Below are 15,837 nucleotides of genomic sequence, written 5' to 3'. Positions count from 1 at the left end.
CCGGTCAAAGCACTGCTCGGGCCTGACGGCCCTCCCAGCACGGGCCTTCACCCCCGGCCTGAAGGCCGGAGCACTGGCCCGCATTCTGGTAGCAGACGCCGAGGCCGAGCCGCCAGCCCCCGATCTGCACCATCGTGTCGGTGTGGCCGGCGACGAACACCACGCGCTCGTCGGCGTCGAGGTGCCGCTTGTGGTAGGTGGCGGCGACCGTGCCGTCGGGGCCGACGACGAACGCGGCGATGGTCCAGCCGTCGGCGCGCCGGGCGCAGCCGCCGACGACGGCGGTCACCGCGTGCGCCCGGCAGGCCCCGCCCACCGTGCGCAGGACGGGATCGCCCGGCTCGACCTCGCACCGGGCGACGTCGGCGGTGAGCAGCGGATAGTCGTAGCCGCAGAGCGACAGCTCGGGGAAGACGACCAGGCGCGCGCCCCGGGTGGCCGCCGCGGCGATCGCGGCGACGTGCGTGGCGGCGTTGCCGGCCAGGTCGCCGCCGACGGCCTCGATCTGGGCGGCGGCGACCCGCAGCGGCTGCCGTGCCGGGGAGTGCTCGTGGCCCGGGAGGCGATCCCGCAAGCCGATGCCGGCTGTGTCGCCCGTCGTCGTCACCGTGCGCCTCAGGCCGGTCGCTGCCACTCGTCGGCGAGGACCGACCAGACGTCGATGTCGACGCGCCCGCCCGGCCCGGGGGCCGCCTGGCGCAGCGTGCCGTCGCGGCGCATGCCCAGCCGGCGGGCGACGGCGATGCTGCGGGTGTTGCGCGAGTTCGTCTGCCACTCGACCCGGTGGATGCCCCGCTCCCGCACCGCCCAGTCGACGATCAGGCCGGCGGCGCGGGTGATCAGGCCCCGCCCCTGCGCGGCCGGCTCCAGCCAGCAGCCCGCCTCGCACACCCTGAGCGCGGTGTCGAACGAGACGAACATGACCCCGCCGACCAGCGTCGGCTCCTGCGGGGCCGGGCCCGTGAGCCAGATGCCCCAGATCCCGCCGGCGTCGCGTGCGCGCGCGTCGGCATAGCGTTGCAGGACGGCCCGCGCGGACGCGAGGTCGGTGGCCACGAACGACGGCCCCACCCAGGGCGCGATGTGCTCGCGGGCCCGGTCGAGGTGGCCGAGGAACTCCTCGGCCCGCCACGGCTCCAGCGGACGCAGCTCGGCGTCGGCGGTCAGGGGGCGAGCGAACACCGGGCCTCCCGGGGGCGCGGGGTGGGCGGACCGGTCCAGCAGACCACACCCCGGCCACGCCGTCACACCCGGCCCGCCCGAACCGGCCGGCCGGACGTCGGCACCGGCGCTCGGGCCACCGGGCCGAGCGCACCCGGCAGCGGGGTCAGTCGCGCAGCAGGTCGGCGTGGGCGGCGCGGAGCCGGGCCAGGGCCGGGTCGCTGCCGGGGGCGACCCGGCGATCGAGCTCGGCCCAGACCTCGGCGAGCGCCTCGGTGACGGCGCGCAGCTCGGCGGCGTGCCGCCGGCTGCTCTGCCGGTGGGACTCTTCGAGGCGGCGGGCCCAGCCCGCGGTCACCGTGGCGAGGCGGTCGGCGTCGGCCCGCGCCTGCGCCGCCGTGCGGGCGGCAGAGGCGGGCACGATCGCGGCGATCGGGCGGGGGTCGCCGTCGCGGGTGACCAGGGTGACCGTGTCGGTCAGCTCGGCCATCGCGATGAGCTGGGTCAGCCGGGTGCGGATCTCGCGCAGCGACAGGGCACGCGGCGGGGTGGGCTCGTGAGCCAGTGCGGGAGCAGCCATGACTCCATACTGCGACCGGGGTATGACAAAAACCGTCCACGGTGGCCGGTCGGGGTCTACCCGGCCACCCGGACGAGGATGTCGTCGACCGGGTCGGGCAGGCCGGGGTCGCCGGGGCAGGCCCGCCGGCGGCGGGCGCCGCTGTCGGCGAGCACGTCCGCGCCGATCATCAGGCGGATGCGGCGGTAGCTGCCGTACGTGGAGACCGCGTGCACGGCCACCACCAGCCGCAGGTCACGCGCCGCGCGCCCCACGTCGGCCGCCTTCGCCACTGAGCGTCCCCGTCACTGTCGTCTCCCCCGGTGCCGTCGATCTTGCGGCAACGGACGGAAGCGTTTCAATGGCGCGGCGGTGATGCGGGGTGCCCCCCAACCGGCCGGGCTCAGATACCGGGCGGGCTCAGATACCGGGCGGGCTCAGATACCGGGCGGGCTCAGATACCGGGCGGGCTCAGATACCGGGCGGGGACCTCGGCGGTCAGCCAGACGCCGTTGGCGCTGCGGTGGAACACGTGCCCGTCGCGGGCCATCGCCGCCGCGTCGACGGTGAGCACCACGACCGGGCCGCCGCGCCGCGCGCCGACCCGACGGGCCGTCTCGACGTCGGCCGACAGGTGTACGTGGTGCCGGCCGCCCCGGTGCAGCCCGGTGGCCCGGATCGAGTCGAGGGCAGCGGCGCCGGTGCCGTGGTAGAGGCGTGCGGGCGGCTCGACCGGCGGCAGCCCCAGCTCGACGGGGATCGAGTGGCCCTGGTTGGCGCGGATCCGCTCGACCCCGTCGGGGCCGCGTTGCACCGCGAAGCGCTGCTTGTCGTTGCCGGCCACGACCGCGTCGAGCTCGGGCCGCCCCACCCGCAGGGCGGCGAGCAGGGCGGCCACCGGCACCCAGCCGGCCCGGTCCGGCGTGAGGCCGAGGCGGTCCGGCTCGTGCCGCAGCGCCTTCGACATCCGCTTGCTCAGCTTGACCATGGTCCGATGGTCCATGGCGGCATTGTGGCCGTCGCCGCCGCGCGGCTCCACCCGATTCCCGGGCGGGCGGCTGCTAGCCTCTCGCCCGTCGGGACGCAACCACCAGCGGGAGGCCGACCGTGCCCAGGGAGACCGGACGCACCCTCGTCGCGTCGAACAAGAAGGCCCGCCACGACTACGACATCCTCAAGACGTACGAGGCGGGGCTGGTGCTCGCCGGCACCGAGGTGAAGTCGCTGCGCGCCGGGCACGTCTCCCTGGTCGACGCCTTCGCCCAGGAGCACGACGGCGAACTGATGCTGCACGGCCTGCACATCGCCGAGTACGGCTTCGGCAGCTGGACCAACCACCAGCCCCGCCGCACCCGCAAGCTGCTGCTGCGCCGCATCGAGATCGACCGGATCCTCGACCGGGTACGCGAGGGCGGGCTGACGCTCGTGCCGCTGTCGCTGTACTTCTCCAACGGCTGGGCGAAGGTGGAGCTGGGGCTGGCCCGGGGCAGGCGGTCGTACGACAAGCGGCAGGCCCTCGCCGAGCGCGACGCCAAGCGGGAGATCGCCCGGGAGCTGGGCCGCCGCCTCAAGGGGGCCCGGGGCCGCCGCCGGTAGGCACCACCGCCCCGGCGGCGACCCCGCTCAGCCCTTCACGCAGACCACCTGCTTGAGGTGGGCGACCACCTCGACCAGGTCCTCCTGCTGCGCCATCACCTGCGTGATGTCCTTGTACGCGGCCGGGATCTCGTCGATCACCCCGGCGTCCTTGCGGCACTCCACCCCGGCGGTCTGCGCCGCCAGGTCGGCGGTGCTGTACGTCCGCTTCGCCTGCCCGCGTGACATCCGCCGCCCCGCCCCGTGCGAGGCGGAGCAGTACGCGTCGGGGTTGCCCTTGCCGCGCACGATGTACGACCCGGTGCCCATCGACCCGGGGATGATGCCCAGGTCCCCGGCGCCGGCCCGGATCGCGCCCTTGCGGGTGACCAGCACGTCCACCCCGCCGTAGGTCTCCTCGGCGACGTAGTTGTGGTGGCAGCTGATCGGCTCGTCGAAGCCGACCTGCCCGAATGCGTCGCGGACCACCCCGCAGAGCAGGGCCAGCAGCACCGCGCGGTTGCGCCGGGCGTACTCCTGCGCCCACCACAGGTCCCGGCGGTAGGCGTCCATCTCCGGGGTGCCGGCGAGGAAGACCGCGAGGTCCCGGTCGGGCAGCCCGGCGTTGTGCGGCAGCCGCCGCGCGACGCTCATGTGCCGCTCCGCCAGCTCCTTGCCGATGTTGCGCGACCCGGAGTGCAGCATCAGCCAGACCCGGCCGGCGTCGGGGCCGCCGGATTCCAGGCAGACCTCGATGAAGTGGTTGCCGCCGCCGAGGGTGCCCAGCTGCTGCTGGGCGCGGGTCTCCAGCTGGGCCACCCGCTTGTCGAGGGTGCCGAAGCGCGCCCAGAAGTCGGCCCAGCCGCGCTGCTCCAGCCCCCGCACCCGGCGCGGGTCGATCGGGTTCTCGCGCTTGGCGAAGCCGACCGGGATGGCGGCCTCGATCGCCGACCGCAGCCCGGCGAGGTCGTCGGGCAGGTCGGCGGCGGTGAGCGAGGTGCGCACGGCCGACATGCCGCAGCCGATGTCCACGCCGACGGCGGCCGGGGAGACCGCCTGCCGCATGGCGATCACCGAACCGACGGTGGCGCCCTTGCCGAAGTGGACGTCGGGCATGACGGCGACGCCCTCGACCCACGGCAGGGCGCCGATGTTGCGCAGCTGCTGGGCGGCCTGCGGCTCGATCGCGTACGGGTCGGTCCAGACCCGCACAGGTGCCCGGGTGCCGTACAGCGGGGTGAAAGCCATCATGTCTCTCCTCGTCGGATGAGGAAAGGTAGGCCGGGGGCGGAACGACAGGCAACGGATAATCGGCGACCGCCGCGAGGTGATCACCATCGCGTTGCGGGTGTGTGACGGCGCGGCGCGACCCGGCCCGGCCGCGTGTCGTCACCGTTCACAAAGGTGGCGGAGATCCGCCATGTACGTTCTGCGCCAGCTCCGGGACCTCCCCGGCCCCCGCGTGGCCGCCCAGAATCGGCCGCAGCCCCGCCCCGACCCGTGGGGTGCGGGCCGGAGGAGGAAAGCTCGATGTCAACGAGGAGACACGGCCGGCGACGCTGGCTCGCCGCAGCGACGGCGGTGCTCACCGCGCTGCTGGCGCTGCCGGCCCAGGCCGGCGCCGCACCGCCGGCCGCCCAGTCGGCCGACCCGTCGCGCAAGCTGGACGGCAGCCTGCTGCGGCAGCTCGCGGCCGGCGCCGAGGTGCCCTTCATGGTGCAGCTCGCCGGCGAGGCGGAGCTCGACGAGAGCGCGCTCGACCGGGCGCAGCGCAAGGCCGGCGGCCGGGCCGGCCGTACCGCCCGCACCAGGCTGGTCTACGAGGCCAAGGTCGCGCACGCCGAGCGCAGCCAGCGGGACGTACGGTCGCTGCTGCACCGGCGCGGGGCCGCGCACACCCCGTACTGGATCGCGAACGTGATCGCCGTGACCGGCGGTCTCGACCTGGCCACCGAGCTGGCCGGCCGCGCCGACGTCGCCGCCGTCACGCCCGTGGCGCAGGCCGTGCTGGAGGACCCGATCTCCCCGGCCGGGGCCGCCGACGCCGCCGCGCTGCCCTGGAACCTCACCCAGGTCGGCGCGGGCAGGGTGTGGGACGAGTTCGGCGTGACCGGGCAGGGCGTCGTCGTCGGCAGCATCGACTCCGGGGTGGACTTCGACCACCCGGCGCTGGTGCGCCAGTACCGAGGCAGCAACGGCGACGGCACCTTCGACCACGATCACAACTGGTACGACCCGACGGGCATCTGCGGCGCGGCGAAGCAGCCCTGCGACAACTACGGCCACGGCACGCACACCACCGGCACGGTGCTCGGCGACGACGGCACGGGCCGACCCATCGGCGTCGCGCCCGGCGCGACGTGGATCGCCGCGAAGGGCTGCGAGGCCGACCGCTGCTCCGAGACGGCCCTGCTCGCCGCCGGGCAGTGGATGGTCGCGCCGACCGACCGCGACGGCAACGACCCCCGGCCGGAGCTGTCGCCCGACATCGTCAACAACTCCTGGGGCGGCCTCGACGACGGCTACCACTTCTACGAGGAGATCCTGTCGACCTGGCTGGCCGCCGGCATCTTCCCGGTCTTCTCCGTCGGCAACGAGGGCGAGGGCGGCTGCAACACCGCCGGCTACCCGAGCACCAGCCCGCTGGCGTACGCGGTCGGTGCGGTCGACCGCGACGGCGCGGCCGGCTACTTCTCCAGCCGGGGCGCCGCGCGCGACGGCGCGACCCGGCCGGACATCGCCGCCCCCGGCGTCGACGTGGTCTCCAGCCTGCCCGGCGGCGGGTACGGGTCGGCCAGCGGCACGTCGATGGCCGCGCCACACGTCGCCGGCGCGATCGCGCTGCTGTGGTCGGCGGTGCCGAACCTGCGCCGCGACGTCGCCACCACCCGCGAGCTGCTGGACCGCACCGCGCACGACCGGGACGACGACCAGTGCGGCGGCACCACCGCCGACAACAACGTCTACGGCGAGGGCACCCTCGACGCGTACGCGCTGGTCAGCACCGCCCCGGCCGGCGCGCTCGGCGGCGTCGCGGTGACCGCGACCCGGTCGGGGTGGGGCCTGCCCGGCGCGACGGTCAGCCTGACCTCGGCCACGATCAGCCGGGGCGGGCGCACCGACTCCTCCGGCGAGATCCAGCTCGGCCGGGTGCCGGCCGGCGACTACGCCCTCACCGTCAGCGCCTTCGGCCAGCGCACCCAGCGCCGGACGGTCACCGTCCCCGCCGACGGCACGGCCGCCGTCAGCGTCGACGTGTCCGAGTCCGCCCCGTGGCACCCGGTCAGCGGCACCGTCACCGACCCGTCCGGCAAGCCGGTCCCCGGGGCGAAGGTCGCGCTGCTCGGCACCGACTTCCCCGCGTTCGTCGCCGGGGCCGACGGCGCGTTCGCCGGCGCCTGGCCCGAGGCCGACTACCAGGTGCGGGTCACCCGCGGCACCTGGCTGGCCGACCGGACCGTCCCGGTGACCGTCGACGGGCCCGAGGTCGTCGACGTCGCGCTCGCCGCCAAGACCGACCGGCACGGGTACGCCGCCGGCGTCGCCCCGGCGAAGTGGCTCACCGGCGGCGGCACCCTCGCGCTGCGCGGCGACGAGGCGCACCGGGCGGTCCCGCTGCCGTTCCCGATGACCTTCTACGGCCGGACGTACGCCGCCGTCACCGTGCACAGCAACGGCTATGTGGCGTTCGGCGACACCGGCGACGGGGACAACACGGCCCTGCCCAGCCCGAAGGTGCCCGCCCCGGCGGTCTACGCCCACTGGGACGACCTGGTCCTGGACAAGAAGTCCCGGGTGGTCACCCGCACCACCGGCAGCGCGCCGAACCGGCGGTTCACGGTGAGCTGGGTCGACGCCGCCGTCAAGGCCGCCCCGGGTGCCCGGGTGAGCTTCCAACTCGCCCTCGGCGAGGACGGCCGGGTCACCGTCGTGCACCACAAGCTCGACGCGCAGCGGGGCGGCTCGGCCACGGTCGGCATCGCCGCCGGCCCCGGCGGCAGCGCGCTGACGTACTCGCTCGACGAGGCCGTGCTCGACCCCCGGGTCGCCGTCACGTTCCGGGTGCCCGGCCGGGGCCTGGTCCGGGGCACCGTCCGGGACGCCAACGACCGCAAGCCCGTGGCCGGGGCGAGCGTGCGGCTGGTGCCGGACGACGGTCCGCCCGTGGCCGCGAGCACCGACGCGGCCGGCTTCTACTCCGCCGAGGTGACCGCCGGCGCGGCGACCGTGACGCCGGAGAAGGGTCGCTACGTCGCCACGGAACAGCGGGTGACCGTGCCGGAGACGGCGGTGCTGCGGCACGACGCGAAGCTGCGTACGCCGCTGCTGACCGCGCGCGGCGGGGTGTCGGTGAAGGCGCGGGCCGGTACGACGGCCACCGCCACGGTGACCCTGGAGAACCGGGGGTCGGCCACCGGCACCTGGGACAGCCGCGAGATCGACTCGGCGACGGCCCCGACCGGCGTGCCGGGGCAGGTGCTCACCTCGTTCCCGCTGACCGACCTGTACAACGCGTACGGGGTGGGCAACCGTGACGGGGAACTGGTCGTCACGGACTCCTACTTCTGGGGGCAGGTGCAGCGGTTCACCACCGACGGCGCCGACCGGGGCAAGGGCGTCGTGGGGATGAACGGCTACCCGTCCGACCTGACGTACGTCGCGTCCCGGGACCTGATGTGCGGGCCGAGCCTGTCCATCTCGGGCGAGCTGCCCATCGTCTGCTTCGACCCGGACACTCTGGAGGTGACGGAGCGGATCACCGGCCCGTGGACGGGCAAGTACTACTACGGCCTGGCCTACCGGGCCGCCGACGACACGTTCTTCCTGGCCGGCGACGGCCGGATCCAGCGGCTGGCCGGCCTGTCGCAGGCTCAGCCGGGCGCGGTGCTCGGCGAGTGCGTGCCGAGCGTCCCGTGGATCTCCGGCCTGGCGTACAACGAGAAGAAGAACGTGCTGTGGGGGATCAACGGCGACGACACCGAGGCGATCTGGGCGATGGACCCGGACAGCTGCGCGATCCTCGGCTCGATCCCCGACCCCGACCCGAACCCGATCAGCGGCGCCGGCCTCGACATCGACGACAACGGCGACCTGTGGCTGGTGGCGCAGGCCCCCTGGCGGCCCTTCCAGGCGAAGGTCTACCACGTCGACGGCGGCCTGCCGGCATACCGTGACGTGCCGTGGCTGTCGGCCACGAAGGGCGGCACGATCGAGGCGGGACGTAAGGGCACCCTGACGCTGACCGTCGACACCACCGGCCTGGCCCCGGGGACGTACGTGGCCACGGTGCTGGTGGTCAGCGACAGCGTCACCAAGCCGGGCACGCCGGTGAAGGTCACCCTCACGGTGACCCCGGCGGCGTAGGCCGGCGGCCCGGGTCCGGCGGCTGACGGTCGCCGGACCCGGGTCGCTCAGCGCCACCCGTTGCGGGCCCCTCGTTCAGAGCCACTCGTTGCGGGCCACGAACCAGCCCAGCTGCATCCGGGTCGCGCTGCCGGTGGCGTCCATCAGCTGGCGCAGCCGCCGCTGCACCGTCCGCACCGACATGCCCACCTGGGAGGCGACCGCCTTGTCCGGCAGGCCGCCCATCATCAGCGACAGCAGCCGGCGGTCGGTCGGCGTCGGCATCGTCGCGCGGTCCAGGTCGGCGAGCACGTCCGCCGCCGGGGCCAGCCGCAGCGGCGTCGCCCGCTCCCACACCTCCGTGAACAGGGCCACCAGCACCTGCACCCACGCCTCGCCGCGCACCACCAGCGCCCACGGGTCCACCGTGTCGTCGGGCCGGGGGAACGACAGCAGCGCCACCCGACGGTCGGCCACCGCCAGCTTCGCCGGCACGTCCAGCGCCACCCGTGCCTGCTCGCCGGCCGCCACGAACCGGCCCACGTGCCCGGCCGCGTCCGGCCGTTCCAGCGCCCGCCGGTCGTACACCACCCGGAACCGTACGCCCCGGGCGAGCAACTCCAGCTCGGTCGGATTGTCCTGCGACGACGCCGTGTACGGGGGCCGCTCGAAGCCCAGCACCTCCTCCTGCGCCCCGTGCAGGAAGCGGTCGAACGCCTGCGTGATCGCGGCGGGACCCACCACGAACTGCACGCCCTGGTGCTCCGGCTGGGCCGACCGCTGGCGTTGCAGCCAGTCGCGCAGCTCGGTGCGGGCCTCCTGGAGCTCGCGCATCCGCTGGATCAGCAGCGAGTCCACGGCGAGTTCCGGTGGCGTCGCGTCGACCCGGTCGTCGGCGGTGTGCACGAGGCCGTGCCGCTCCAGCGTCCTGACCGCCCGGTCGGCGACAGCGGGCCCGAGGGTCAGCCGCCGCGCCAGCTCGCCCACCGTCGCCGGCCCGTCCGCGACCAGGGCCAGGTAGACGCGTTCGTCGTGCTCGTCCAGACCAAACGCACCCAGCATGTGACCCCATGTCTCCGCGCCCGCACGCCGGCCCGTCGCCCAACGGCGGCCCGATTCTCGCCGAGCGCGTCCCCGCCTCGTCAAGGGAGCGCTCCCGGCATCACACGACGCGGGGGGCGGGCCGTCAGGCGCGGGCCGCGCCCTCGCCGACCGGCTCGGAGACGTGGTCGAGGAACGCGAAGCGGGCGCGGAGCTCGCCGAGGCTCGACCCGCCGCGCCAGGCATCGGCGATCCGCACGACCTGCTCCAGGTCGGTGGTGTCGCCGTCGGCCCGGCACCCGTCCGCGCCCGAGATGTCGATCATGAAGTAGCGGGCCTGGGACCCCAGCCCCACGGCTATCGTCCCCCGCTCGGAGCGCAGCTCGGCGCACGTGAACCGGCCCCGCCCCTGCTCGGGGGCGCTGATGCGGCCCACGTCGACCTGGCACCGGGTGGCGGTCAGGGCCAGCGCGGACGCGAGCCCGCCCAGCTCGACCAGGTCGGGGTAGAGGCGCACGCCCAGCGCCGTCGACGCGTCGGTCATCACTGAACTCCCACTTCTCTGTGACGGATCCAGCAGCGCGGACGTTACAGCCTGGTAAACCGTGCAGCTACCCCCGGCGCGTAGCATTCACGCCCATGGCGTTGATCCGCTGCAACTTCCACTCCGAGGCGTTGGGCATGGCCACCTCGATGACCGTGCTCCTGCCGGACCCGGCCGGTTCCGGGATCGGGCTGGCCGGCGGCGCGCCGGCCGGCGACCCGCCCGTGCTGTACCTGCTGCACGGCCTCAGCGACGACGACACGATCTGGACCCGGCGCACCTCCATCGAACGATATGTCGCGCCGCTCGGTTTGGCCGTGGTGATGCCGCAGGCGGGGCGCAGCTTCTACGCCGACGAGGAGCACGGCAACCGGTACTGGACGTTCCTCACGGAGGAACTGCCCGAGGTCTGCCGGTCGTTCTTCCGGCTGTCCGACCGGCGGGAGGACACCTTCGTCGCCGGCCTGTCGATGGGCGGATACGGCGCGGTGAAGTGGGCGCTGCGCGATCCGGGCCGGTTCGCGGCGGCGGCGAGCCTGTCGGGGGCGCTCGACGTCGCCCACCGGCAGCACCACCCGACCCATCCGATGGACCCGGCGGTGTGGCACACCGTCTTCGGCGACCGGGCGGTGCCCGGCAGCGACGACGACACGGTGGCGCTGCTGGAACGCGCCGGCGGCGACCTGCCGGCCCTCTACGTCACCTGCGGCACCGAGGACTTCCTGTTCGACGACAACACCCGGTTCGTCGAGACGGCGCGGCGGCGCGGCGTGCCGTTGACCGTCGACTTCTCCCCCGGCGACCACGACTGGGCGTACTGGGACAAGAAGATCTCCGACGTGCTGGCCTGGCTGCCGCTGCGCGCCCCCGCCGAACCGGCCCCGTGACGGCCGGGCGGGTCACAGCGACGAGCGGGCCACCGGAAAGTCGAAGTACGTGTCGGGGTACGGCTCGTCGGCGTACCGGTAGTGCCACCATTCGCGCGGATAGTTGGTGAAGCCGCCGCCGACCATCAGCCGTTTCAGCAGCTCACGATTGTCCCGGGCGACGCCGGTGATCCGGCGGTCGGCGGTGTGGGCGCGCGGGTCGAAGCAGTCGAAGCCGGTGCCCATGTCGACACCGTTGTCCGCGTAGCGCTCCCCCACCGGGGCGGTGCACGCGACCAGCGGCGCGCCGGACGTGTACGGGGGTTGGTCGGGCGGCGGGTCGGGGACGAGGGTCACGTCGACGGTGCTGCCCCGGCTGTGGGCGGTGGGCGCGCCGAGGTAGCCGTCGGCGAACAGCCGCGTCTTGGCCACGTCGGGGTAGAACTCGGCCTTCATCCGCTCCTCGCCGGGCCGCCCCGCCCAGTCGACGAAGTCGTCCACGGCGCGTCGGGGCCGGTAGCAGTCGTACACCTTGAGGCGGTGGCCGGTGGCACGGGCGGCCTGCTGCACCCGGCGCAGCGCGTCGGCGGCTTGCCGGGTGAGCAGGCACAGCGGCTCCCGGTAGCCGGTGATCGGCCGGCCGACGAAGTTGTGGGCGGTCGCGTACCGGATGTCGGCGGCGACGGTCGGGTCCACGTCGGACAGGTCGACGAACCCGGCCGGGGCCCGCGACTCGGCGGGCGTCGGGGTGGCCGGGGCGGACGGGGTCGGCGCGGAACGCTCCGGCGCGGGGCAGCCCGGCAGCAGCGCGGCGACGGCCACGGCGGCCGCGACCGGCACGGCGGCGGCGCGGGTGGACCGCTCCGCCCCGCGCCGCCGTCTCATACCCACCGTTCTAGCAGCATTGCGGCCGGTATGCGGCAACCGGCCGGAACCCGGTGGCGGCCGCATACCGGTGGCCGGTGCCCGGGGTCAGCGCCCGCGTACCGCTCGGCGGATCTGCACCGGCAGCGCGGGCGCGCCGTCGACCGGGGCCGGGTCCTCGGCCGTGGGGGCGATCCCACCGGCGGCGATCCGGTCCAGGGTGGCCAGGCCGGCGGCGTCGACCTCGCCGAAGACGGTGTAGTTCGGGCGCAGCGCCGAATCCGCGTACACCAGGAAGAACTGGCTGCCGTTGGTGTCGGGGCCGGCGTTGGCCATGGCGAGCAGGCCCCGGGCGTAGACGCGGCGCTCGCCCGTCGGGTCCGTCGGGGCGGGCGGCAGGTCGGTGGGCAGCTCGTCGGCGTACCGGTAGCCCGGCCCGCCCTCGCCGGTGCCCGACGGGTCGCCGCACTGGAGCACGCTCAGCGTCGGGTACGCGGTGAGCCGGTGGCACGACGTCCGGTCGTAGAACCGGTGCCGGGCCAGGTGCAGGAAGCTCTGCACGGTGCAGGGGGCCTGCTCACGGTCGAGGGTCAGCCCGATCGGACCCTGGTTGGTACGCAGCGTGACCCGCACGGTGCCGCGGTCGGGCGTCCAACGGGGGTCGGGCGGCAGCGGGACGGGCCGGGCCGGCGGCTCCTCCGGGGTCTCCGTGTAGGCGCACGGGCCGGGGGTCGCCTGTGGCGGCACCCCGGCCGGGGCGTCCACGGGAGCGGACGGCGGCGCGGCGACGGCGGCGACGCCGCTGCCACCGACCAGGGCGGTGGCGAGCAGCGCGGCACCGGCGAGCCGGGACAGCGCCGGTGCCCTGCGGGAACGGGCCGGGGCCGGCGGGGCCGGCTGCCGGCGGGATGACCTCGACACGTGACGTCCTCCTGGGCTCGTGACTCCAGAAAGATCGCAGTCTATGGATCGGGCCGTCCTCCTGTCGACGGCGACACACACCCCGGTCGGGTTCCCGATGCTCGCCGGTGTGCCGGCCCGCCTCAGGCCCGGCGTCGGCGACGGTGCAGGAGAACGGCGGCGAGCAGACCGACCACGGCGGCAGCTGCGGCGACGAACGGCCAGGACGCCGCCCAGCCCGGCGGGGCGACCCGGTGGGCGGCCACCGCGCGGGGCTCGGGGGTCACCGCCGCGCCGGCCGTCGGGGAGGCCACGGGCGCACCGTTGGCGGCCGTCTCCCCCGGCGCGACGAGGCGGCCCACCGAGGCGTCCCGGGGCAGCGAGAAACCCCAGTCCAACAGCGCGGCGCCCTGCTCCCAGCCACGCATCGGCCGGGGCTCGGCACCGAGCAGGGTCACCACGAGCCGCCGGCCGCCGCGCTGCGCCGCGCCGACGTAGGTGTGCCGGGCGTAGTCGGTGAAGCCGGTCTTGCCGCCCAGGGCGCCCGGGTAGCGGTAGATGAGCTGGTTCTCGTTCTGGATCTGGAAGCCCTTCTGGCGCAGCGCGGGCTGGTCGGGGATCCGAGTCTGTTCGGTCAGCGCGTACCGGCGGAAGGTGGGGTCGGCGAAGCAGGCCCGGGCGATCAGCGCCAGGTCGTACGCGCTGGTGAACTGGCCGGGGCCGTCCAGGCCGGACGGGGTCACCGCGTGGGTCTGGAGGGCGCCGAGGCGGCGGGCCTCGGCGTTCATCGCCCGCACCCCGCCGGCCGCCCCGTCGGGCCCGCCGACGAGCCGGGCCAGCACGTTGGCCGCCTCGTTGCCGGATTGCAGCAGCAGCCCCAGGAAGACGGTCTCGACGGTGTAGCGGCCGTCCTCCAGCAGGCCGACGGCCGAGCTGCCGGGGGCGATGTCCAGGTCCTCGTGGGTCACCGTGACCATCCGCTTCGGGTCCAGCTTCGGCAGCGCGGTGGCGGTCAGCAGGAGCTTCTGCACGCTGGCCGGAGTGGCGTACTCGTGCGGGCCGCAGCCGCCGAGCACCGCCCCGGTGTCCAGGTCGGCGACCAGCCAGGAGGTGGCGGTGACCGCCGGCGGCGCGGACGCGCCGGCCGGCGCGACGAGGGCCGGGGTGGCCAGCGCCACCCCGCCCACCGCCTGCTGCAGCGGCACCGACGGCGGGGGCGTAGGCCGCGCGGAGCGCTCCACCTGCGGCGCCTGCGCCCGGGGACACGGCACCGGGGCACCGGGCGCGGCAGCGGCCCGACCGGTCGGGCCGGCGTGGGCCGGGGCGGCTGCCCCGGACGTGCCGAGGACGACCGCGGCGGCCAGGGCCAGCACCGGAACTCCCATGCCCTGCACCCTAACGGTGCGACCGGTCATTGTCCGACGAACCGGCGCGAGAAGCGGGCTGCTCTCGCGTTCGGCCGGGGGGACGGGACGGCGGGCGGCGAAAATTCGTCGGGGAAAGGGTTGAACGATCGCCGCCGAAGATCCGTACTGACCGACGAAGGAAAACGGGGCGTCCGCGACCGCCATGCCGGGGCGGTCACGATGTCCCCGCCTGTCCGTGGAACCGTCCGGAACCATTCCGGGAACGGGTGTGACGCCGTTCCCACCGGCCGGTTTCCGGTTTTTTTCAATCGTCACGGCACACCGCCGACGACGCGTACGGAAATTGACGCCGGACGCTGCGGCGGTCAGGACAAGGAGAGGTGCATGGTCAGGCACACGCGAAAGAATGCCGTCCTGAAGCTCGGCGGGGTCGGTGCCTTCGCGGCACTGGTGCTCGGTGCCGGGCTGTCGCTGGCTTCCGCCGACGAGAACACGACGGCGGTGTCGGTCACCTGTCCGACCGTGGCCGACAAGCTGGGCACGGTGCCGGCGGCCGCCAAGGCGGGCGTGGACCAGGAGCTGCGCAACCTGGAGACGCAGATCGCCAACGTCAACGCCCGGCTGGCCCGCGAGCCGGGCGCCGCGGCCGGCCAACTCAACGACATCGCCGGCAAGCGCCGGGCCGTGCTCGACCGGATCCGGCTGAACATCACCCGGGTCGGCGGCACCGCCCCGGCCGGCCTGGACGCGCTCGCCACCTGCGCGCTACGCAACGGCGCGGCCACCGGCAACAACGCCAACGCGGGCAACAACAGCGCGGGCAACAACGGGACGGTCGCGGCCGGGGGCGCGCAGACCGTGAACTGCCCGGACGTACGCAGCCAGCTGCCGGCCGTGCCGGCCGGCGCCGCAGCGGGGGTCCAGCAGGAGCTGGCCAACCTGGACCGGGAGATCGCCGCCGCGAACGCCCGCCTCGCCCAGCTCGCCGTGAAGCCCGAGGGCGGACCGAACTTCGTCAACAACGCCATCCTCGGCCCGCTGAAGAGCAAGCGGGTCGCCGTGCTCGACCGGATCGCGATCAACATCGCCCGGGCCGGCGGGCAGCGCCCCGACCTGTCCAGCCTCGCCACCTGCGGCCTCAACGCCGCCGGAGCGGGCAACGCGGCCGGCGGCAACAACGGCAACGGCAATGCGGGCAACAACGGCAACGCGGGCGCGGGCAACAACGCAGGCAACAACGGCAACGCGGGCAACGGCAACAACGGCGGCAACGCCGGGGTGGCGCAGACGGTGAACTGCCCGAACGTGCGCAATCAACTGGGCGCCGTGCCCGCTGCCGCCGCCGGGCAGGTGCAGAACGAGCTGAACCAGCTCGACCAGCAGATCGCCGAGGCCAACGCCCGCCTCGCCGGCCTCGCGGTCCGGCCGGAGGGCGGCCCGAACTTCGTCCAGAACGCCATCCTGGGCCCGCTGAAGGACAAGCGGGTGGCGGTGCTCAACCGGATCGCCACCGACATCGGCCGGGTCACCGGGCAGCGCCCCGACCCGCGCCTGGACCTCGCCACCTGCGGCCTGAACCACTCTCGGCTACACAACTGCCGCTGCCGACGAGGAGAG

15 protein-coding genes are annotated in these 15,837 nt (G+C 74.9%); 4 read left to right on the top strand and 11 right to left on the bottom strand.

The features are described from left to right. Window positions 1–4 precede the first annotated feature (4 nt). The 5 genes from ACFT41_RS30550 to ACFT41_RS30530 all read right to left on the bottom strand — a co-directional run bounded on the left by ACFT41_RS30550 (window position 5) and on the right by ACFT41_RS30530 (window position 2,723). Window positions 5–607, bottom strand: a complete 603-nt coding sequence (locus ACFT41_RS30550) for a carbon-nitrogen hydrolase family protein (protein WP_377614075.1) — start codon at window positions 605–607, stop codon at window positions 5–7. 8 nt (window positions 608–615) lie between these two features. Further along, entirely contained in the window at window positions 616–1,182 is a 567-nt protein-coding gene (locus ACFT41_RS30545; RefSeq protein ID WP_377589389.1) for a GNAT family N-acetyltransferase, read from the bottom strand. A 145-nt stretch (window positions 1,183–1,327) separates the two neighbouring features. Further along, window positions 1,328–1,741, bottom strand: a complete 414-nt coding sequence (locus ACFT41_RS30540) for a type II toxin-antitoxin system Phd/YefM family antitoxin (RefSeq protein WP_377589388.1) — start codon at window positions 1,739–1,741, stop codon at window positions 1,328–1,330. Window positions 1,742–1,797: 56 nt separating this feature from the next. Then, a complete protein-coding gene (locus tag ACFT41_RS30535) occupies window positions 1,798–2,013 on the bottom strand; it encodes a hypothetical protein (protein ID WP_377589387.1) in 216 nt (71 codons plus the stop codon). 161 nt (window positions 2,014–2,174) lie between these two features. Continuing rightward, window positions 2,175–2,723 (bottom strand): RNA 2'-phosphotransferase, encoded by a 549-nt coding sequence (locus ACFT41_RS30530; protein WP_377589386.1) that lies wholly within the window; start codon window positions 2,721–2,723, stop codon window positions 2,175–2,177. 104 nt (window positions 2,724–2,827) lie between these two features. Between ACFT41_RS30530 and smpB the strand changes: the two genes are divergently transcribed. After that, entirely contained in the window at window positions 2,828–3,316 is a 489-nt protein-coding gene (gene smpB / locus ACFT41_RS30525; RefSeq protein ID WP_377589385.1) for an SsrA-binding protein SmpB, read from the top strand. Between the two features lie 27 nt (window positions 3,317–3,343). Here smpB and ACFT41_RS30520 read toward each other — a convergent pair whose 3' ends face one another. Next, window positions 3,344–4,543 (bottom strand): RtcB family protein, encoded by a 1,200-nt coding sequence (locus ACFT41_RS30520; RefSeq protein WP_377589384.1) that lies wholly within the window; start codon window positions 4,541–4,543, stop codon window positions 3,344–3,346. Window positions 4,544–4,825: 282 nt separating this feature from the next. Here ACFT41_RS30520 and ACFT41_RS30515 point away from each other — a divergent pair, with 282 nt between their 5' ends. Continuing rightward, window positions 4,826–8,659 (top strand): S8 family serine peptidase, encoded by a 3,834-nt coding sequence (locus ACFT41_RS30515; RefSeq protein WP_377589383.1) that lies wholly within the window; start codon window positions 4,826–4,828, stop codon window positions 8,657–8,659. 75 nt (window positions 8,660–8,734) lie between these two features. Here ACFT41_RS30515 and ACFT41_RS30510 read toward each other — a convergent pair whose 3' ends face one another. Both ACFT41_RS30510 and ACFT41_RS30505 read right to left on the bottom strand, forming a co-directional pair. After that, on the bottom strand, window positions 8,735–9,700 hold the full coding sequence (locus ACFT41_RS30510) for a helix-turn-helix domain-containing protein (protein ID WP_377589382.1): 966 nt from the start codon (window positions 9,698–9,700) through the stop codon (window positions 8,735–8,737). A gap of 124 nt (window positions 9,701–9,824) precedes the next feature. Continuing rightward, a complete protein-coding gene (locus tag ACFT41_RS30505; RefSeq protein ID WP_377589381.1) occupies window positions 9,825–10,223 on the bottom strand; it encodes a hypothetical protein in 399 nt (132 codons plus the stop codon). 95 nt (window positions 10,224–10,318) lie between these two features. Here ACFT41_RS30505 and ACFT41_RS30500 point away from each other — a divergent pair, with 95 nt between their 5' ends. Further along, window positions 10,319–11,110 carry an alpha/beta hydrolase gene (locus ACFT41_RS30500; protein WP_377589380.1) on the top strand — a complete coding sequence of 264 codons (792 nt, stop codon included), beginning with the start codon at window positions 10,319–10,321 and terminating at the stop codon, window positions 11,108–11,110. Between the two features lie 12 nt (window positions 11,111–11,122). On the opposite strand, the gene ACFT41_RS30495 is transcribed toward ACFT41_RS30500, so the two are convergent. From ACFT41_RS30495 to ACFT41_RS30485, 3 genes are all read right to left on the bottom strand, one after another. Then, entirely contained in the window at window positions 11,123–11,974 is an 852-nt protein-coding gene (locus ACFT41_RS30495; RefSeq protein WP_377589379.1) for a M15 family metallopeptidase, read from the bottom strand. A gap of 87 nt (window positions 11,975–12,061) precedes the next feature. Beyond that, window positions 12,062–12,874: a peptidylprolyl isomerase gene (locus tag ACFT41_RS30490; RefSeq protein WP_377589378.1), complete on the bottom strand. Its 813-nt coding sequence runs from the start codon at window positions 12,872–12,874 to the stop codon at window positions 12,062–12,064. Window positions 12,875–12,996: 122 nt separating this feature from the next. After that, window positions 12,997–14,238: a D-alanyl-D-alanine carboxypeptidase family protein gene (locus ACFT41_RS30485; RefSeq protein WP_377614074.1), complete on the bottom strand. Its 1,242-nt coding sequence runs from the start codon at window positions 14,236–14,238 to the stop codon at window positions 12,997–12,999. A gap of 366 nt (window positions 14,239–14,604) precedes the next feature. On the opposite strand from ACFT41_RS30485, the gene ACFT41_RS30480 reads away from it, so the two are divergent. Continuing rightward, window positions 14,605–15,837: hypothetical protein (locus tag ACFT41_RS30480; RefSeq protein ID WP_377614073.1), on the top strand; the 1,233-nt coding region annotated here is incomplete at its 3' end.

The sequence above is a fragment of the Micromonospora sp. NPDC057141 genome (genome assembly GCF_042670805.1).
In the GTDB taxonomy this organism is placed as follows: Bacteria; Actinomycetota; Actinomycetes; order Mycobacteriales; family Micromonosporaceae; genus Micromonospora.
This window is presented reverse-complemented; position numbering and strand designations above follow the sequence as displayed.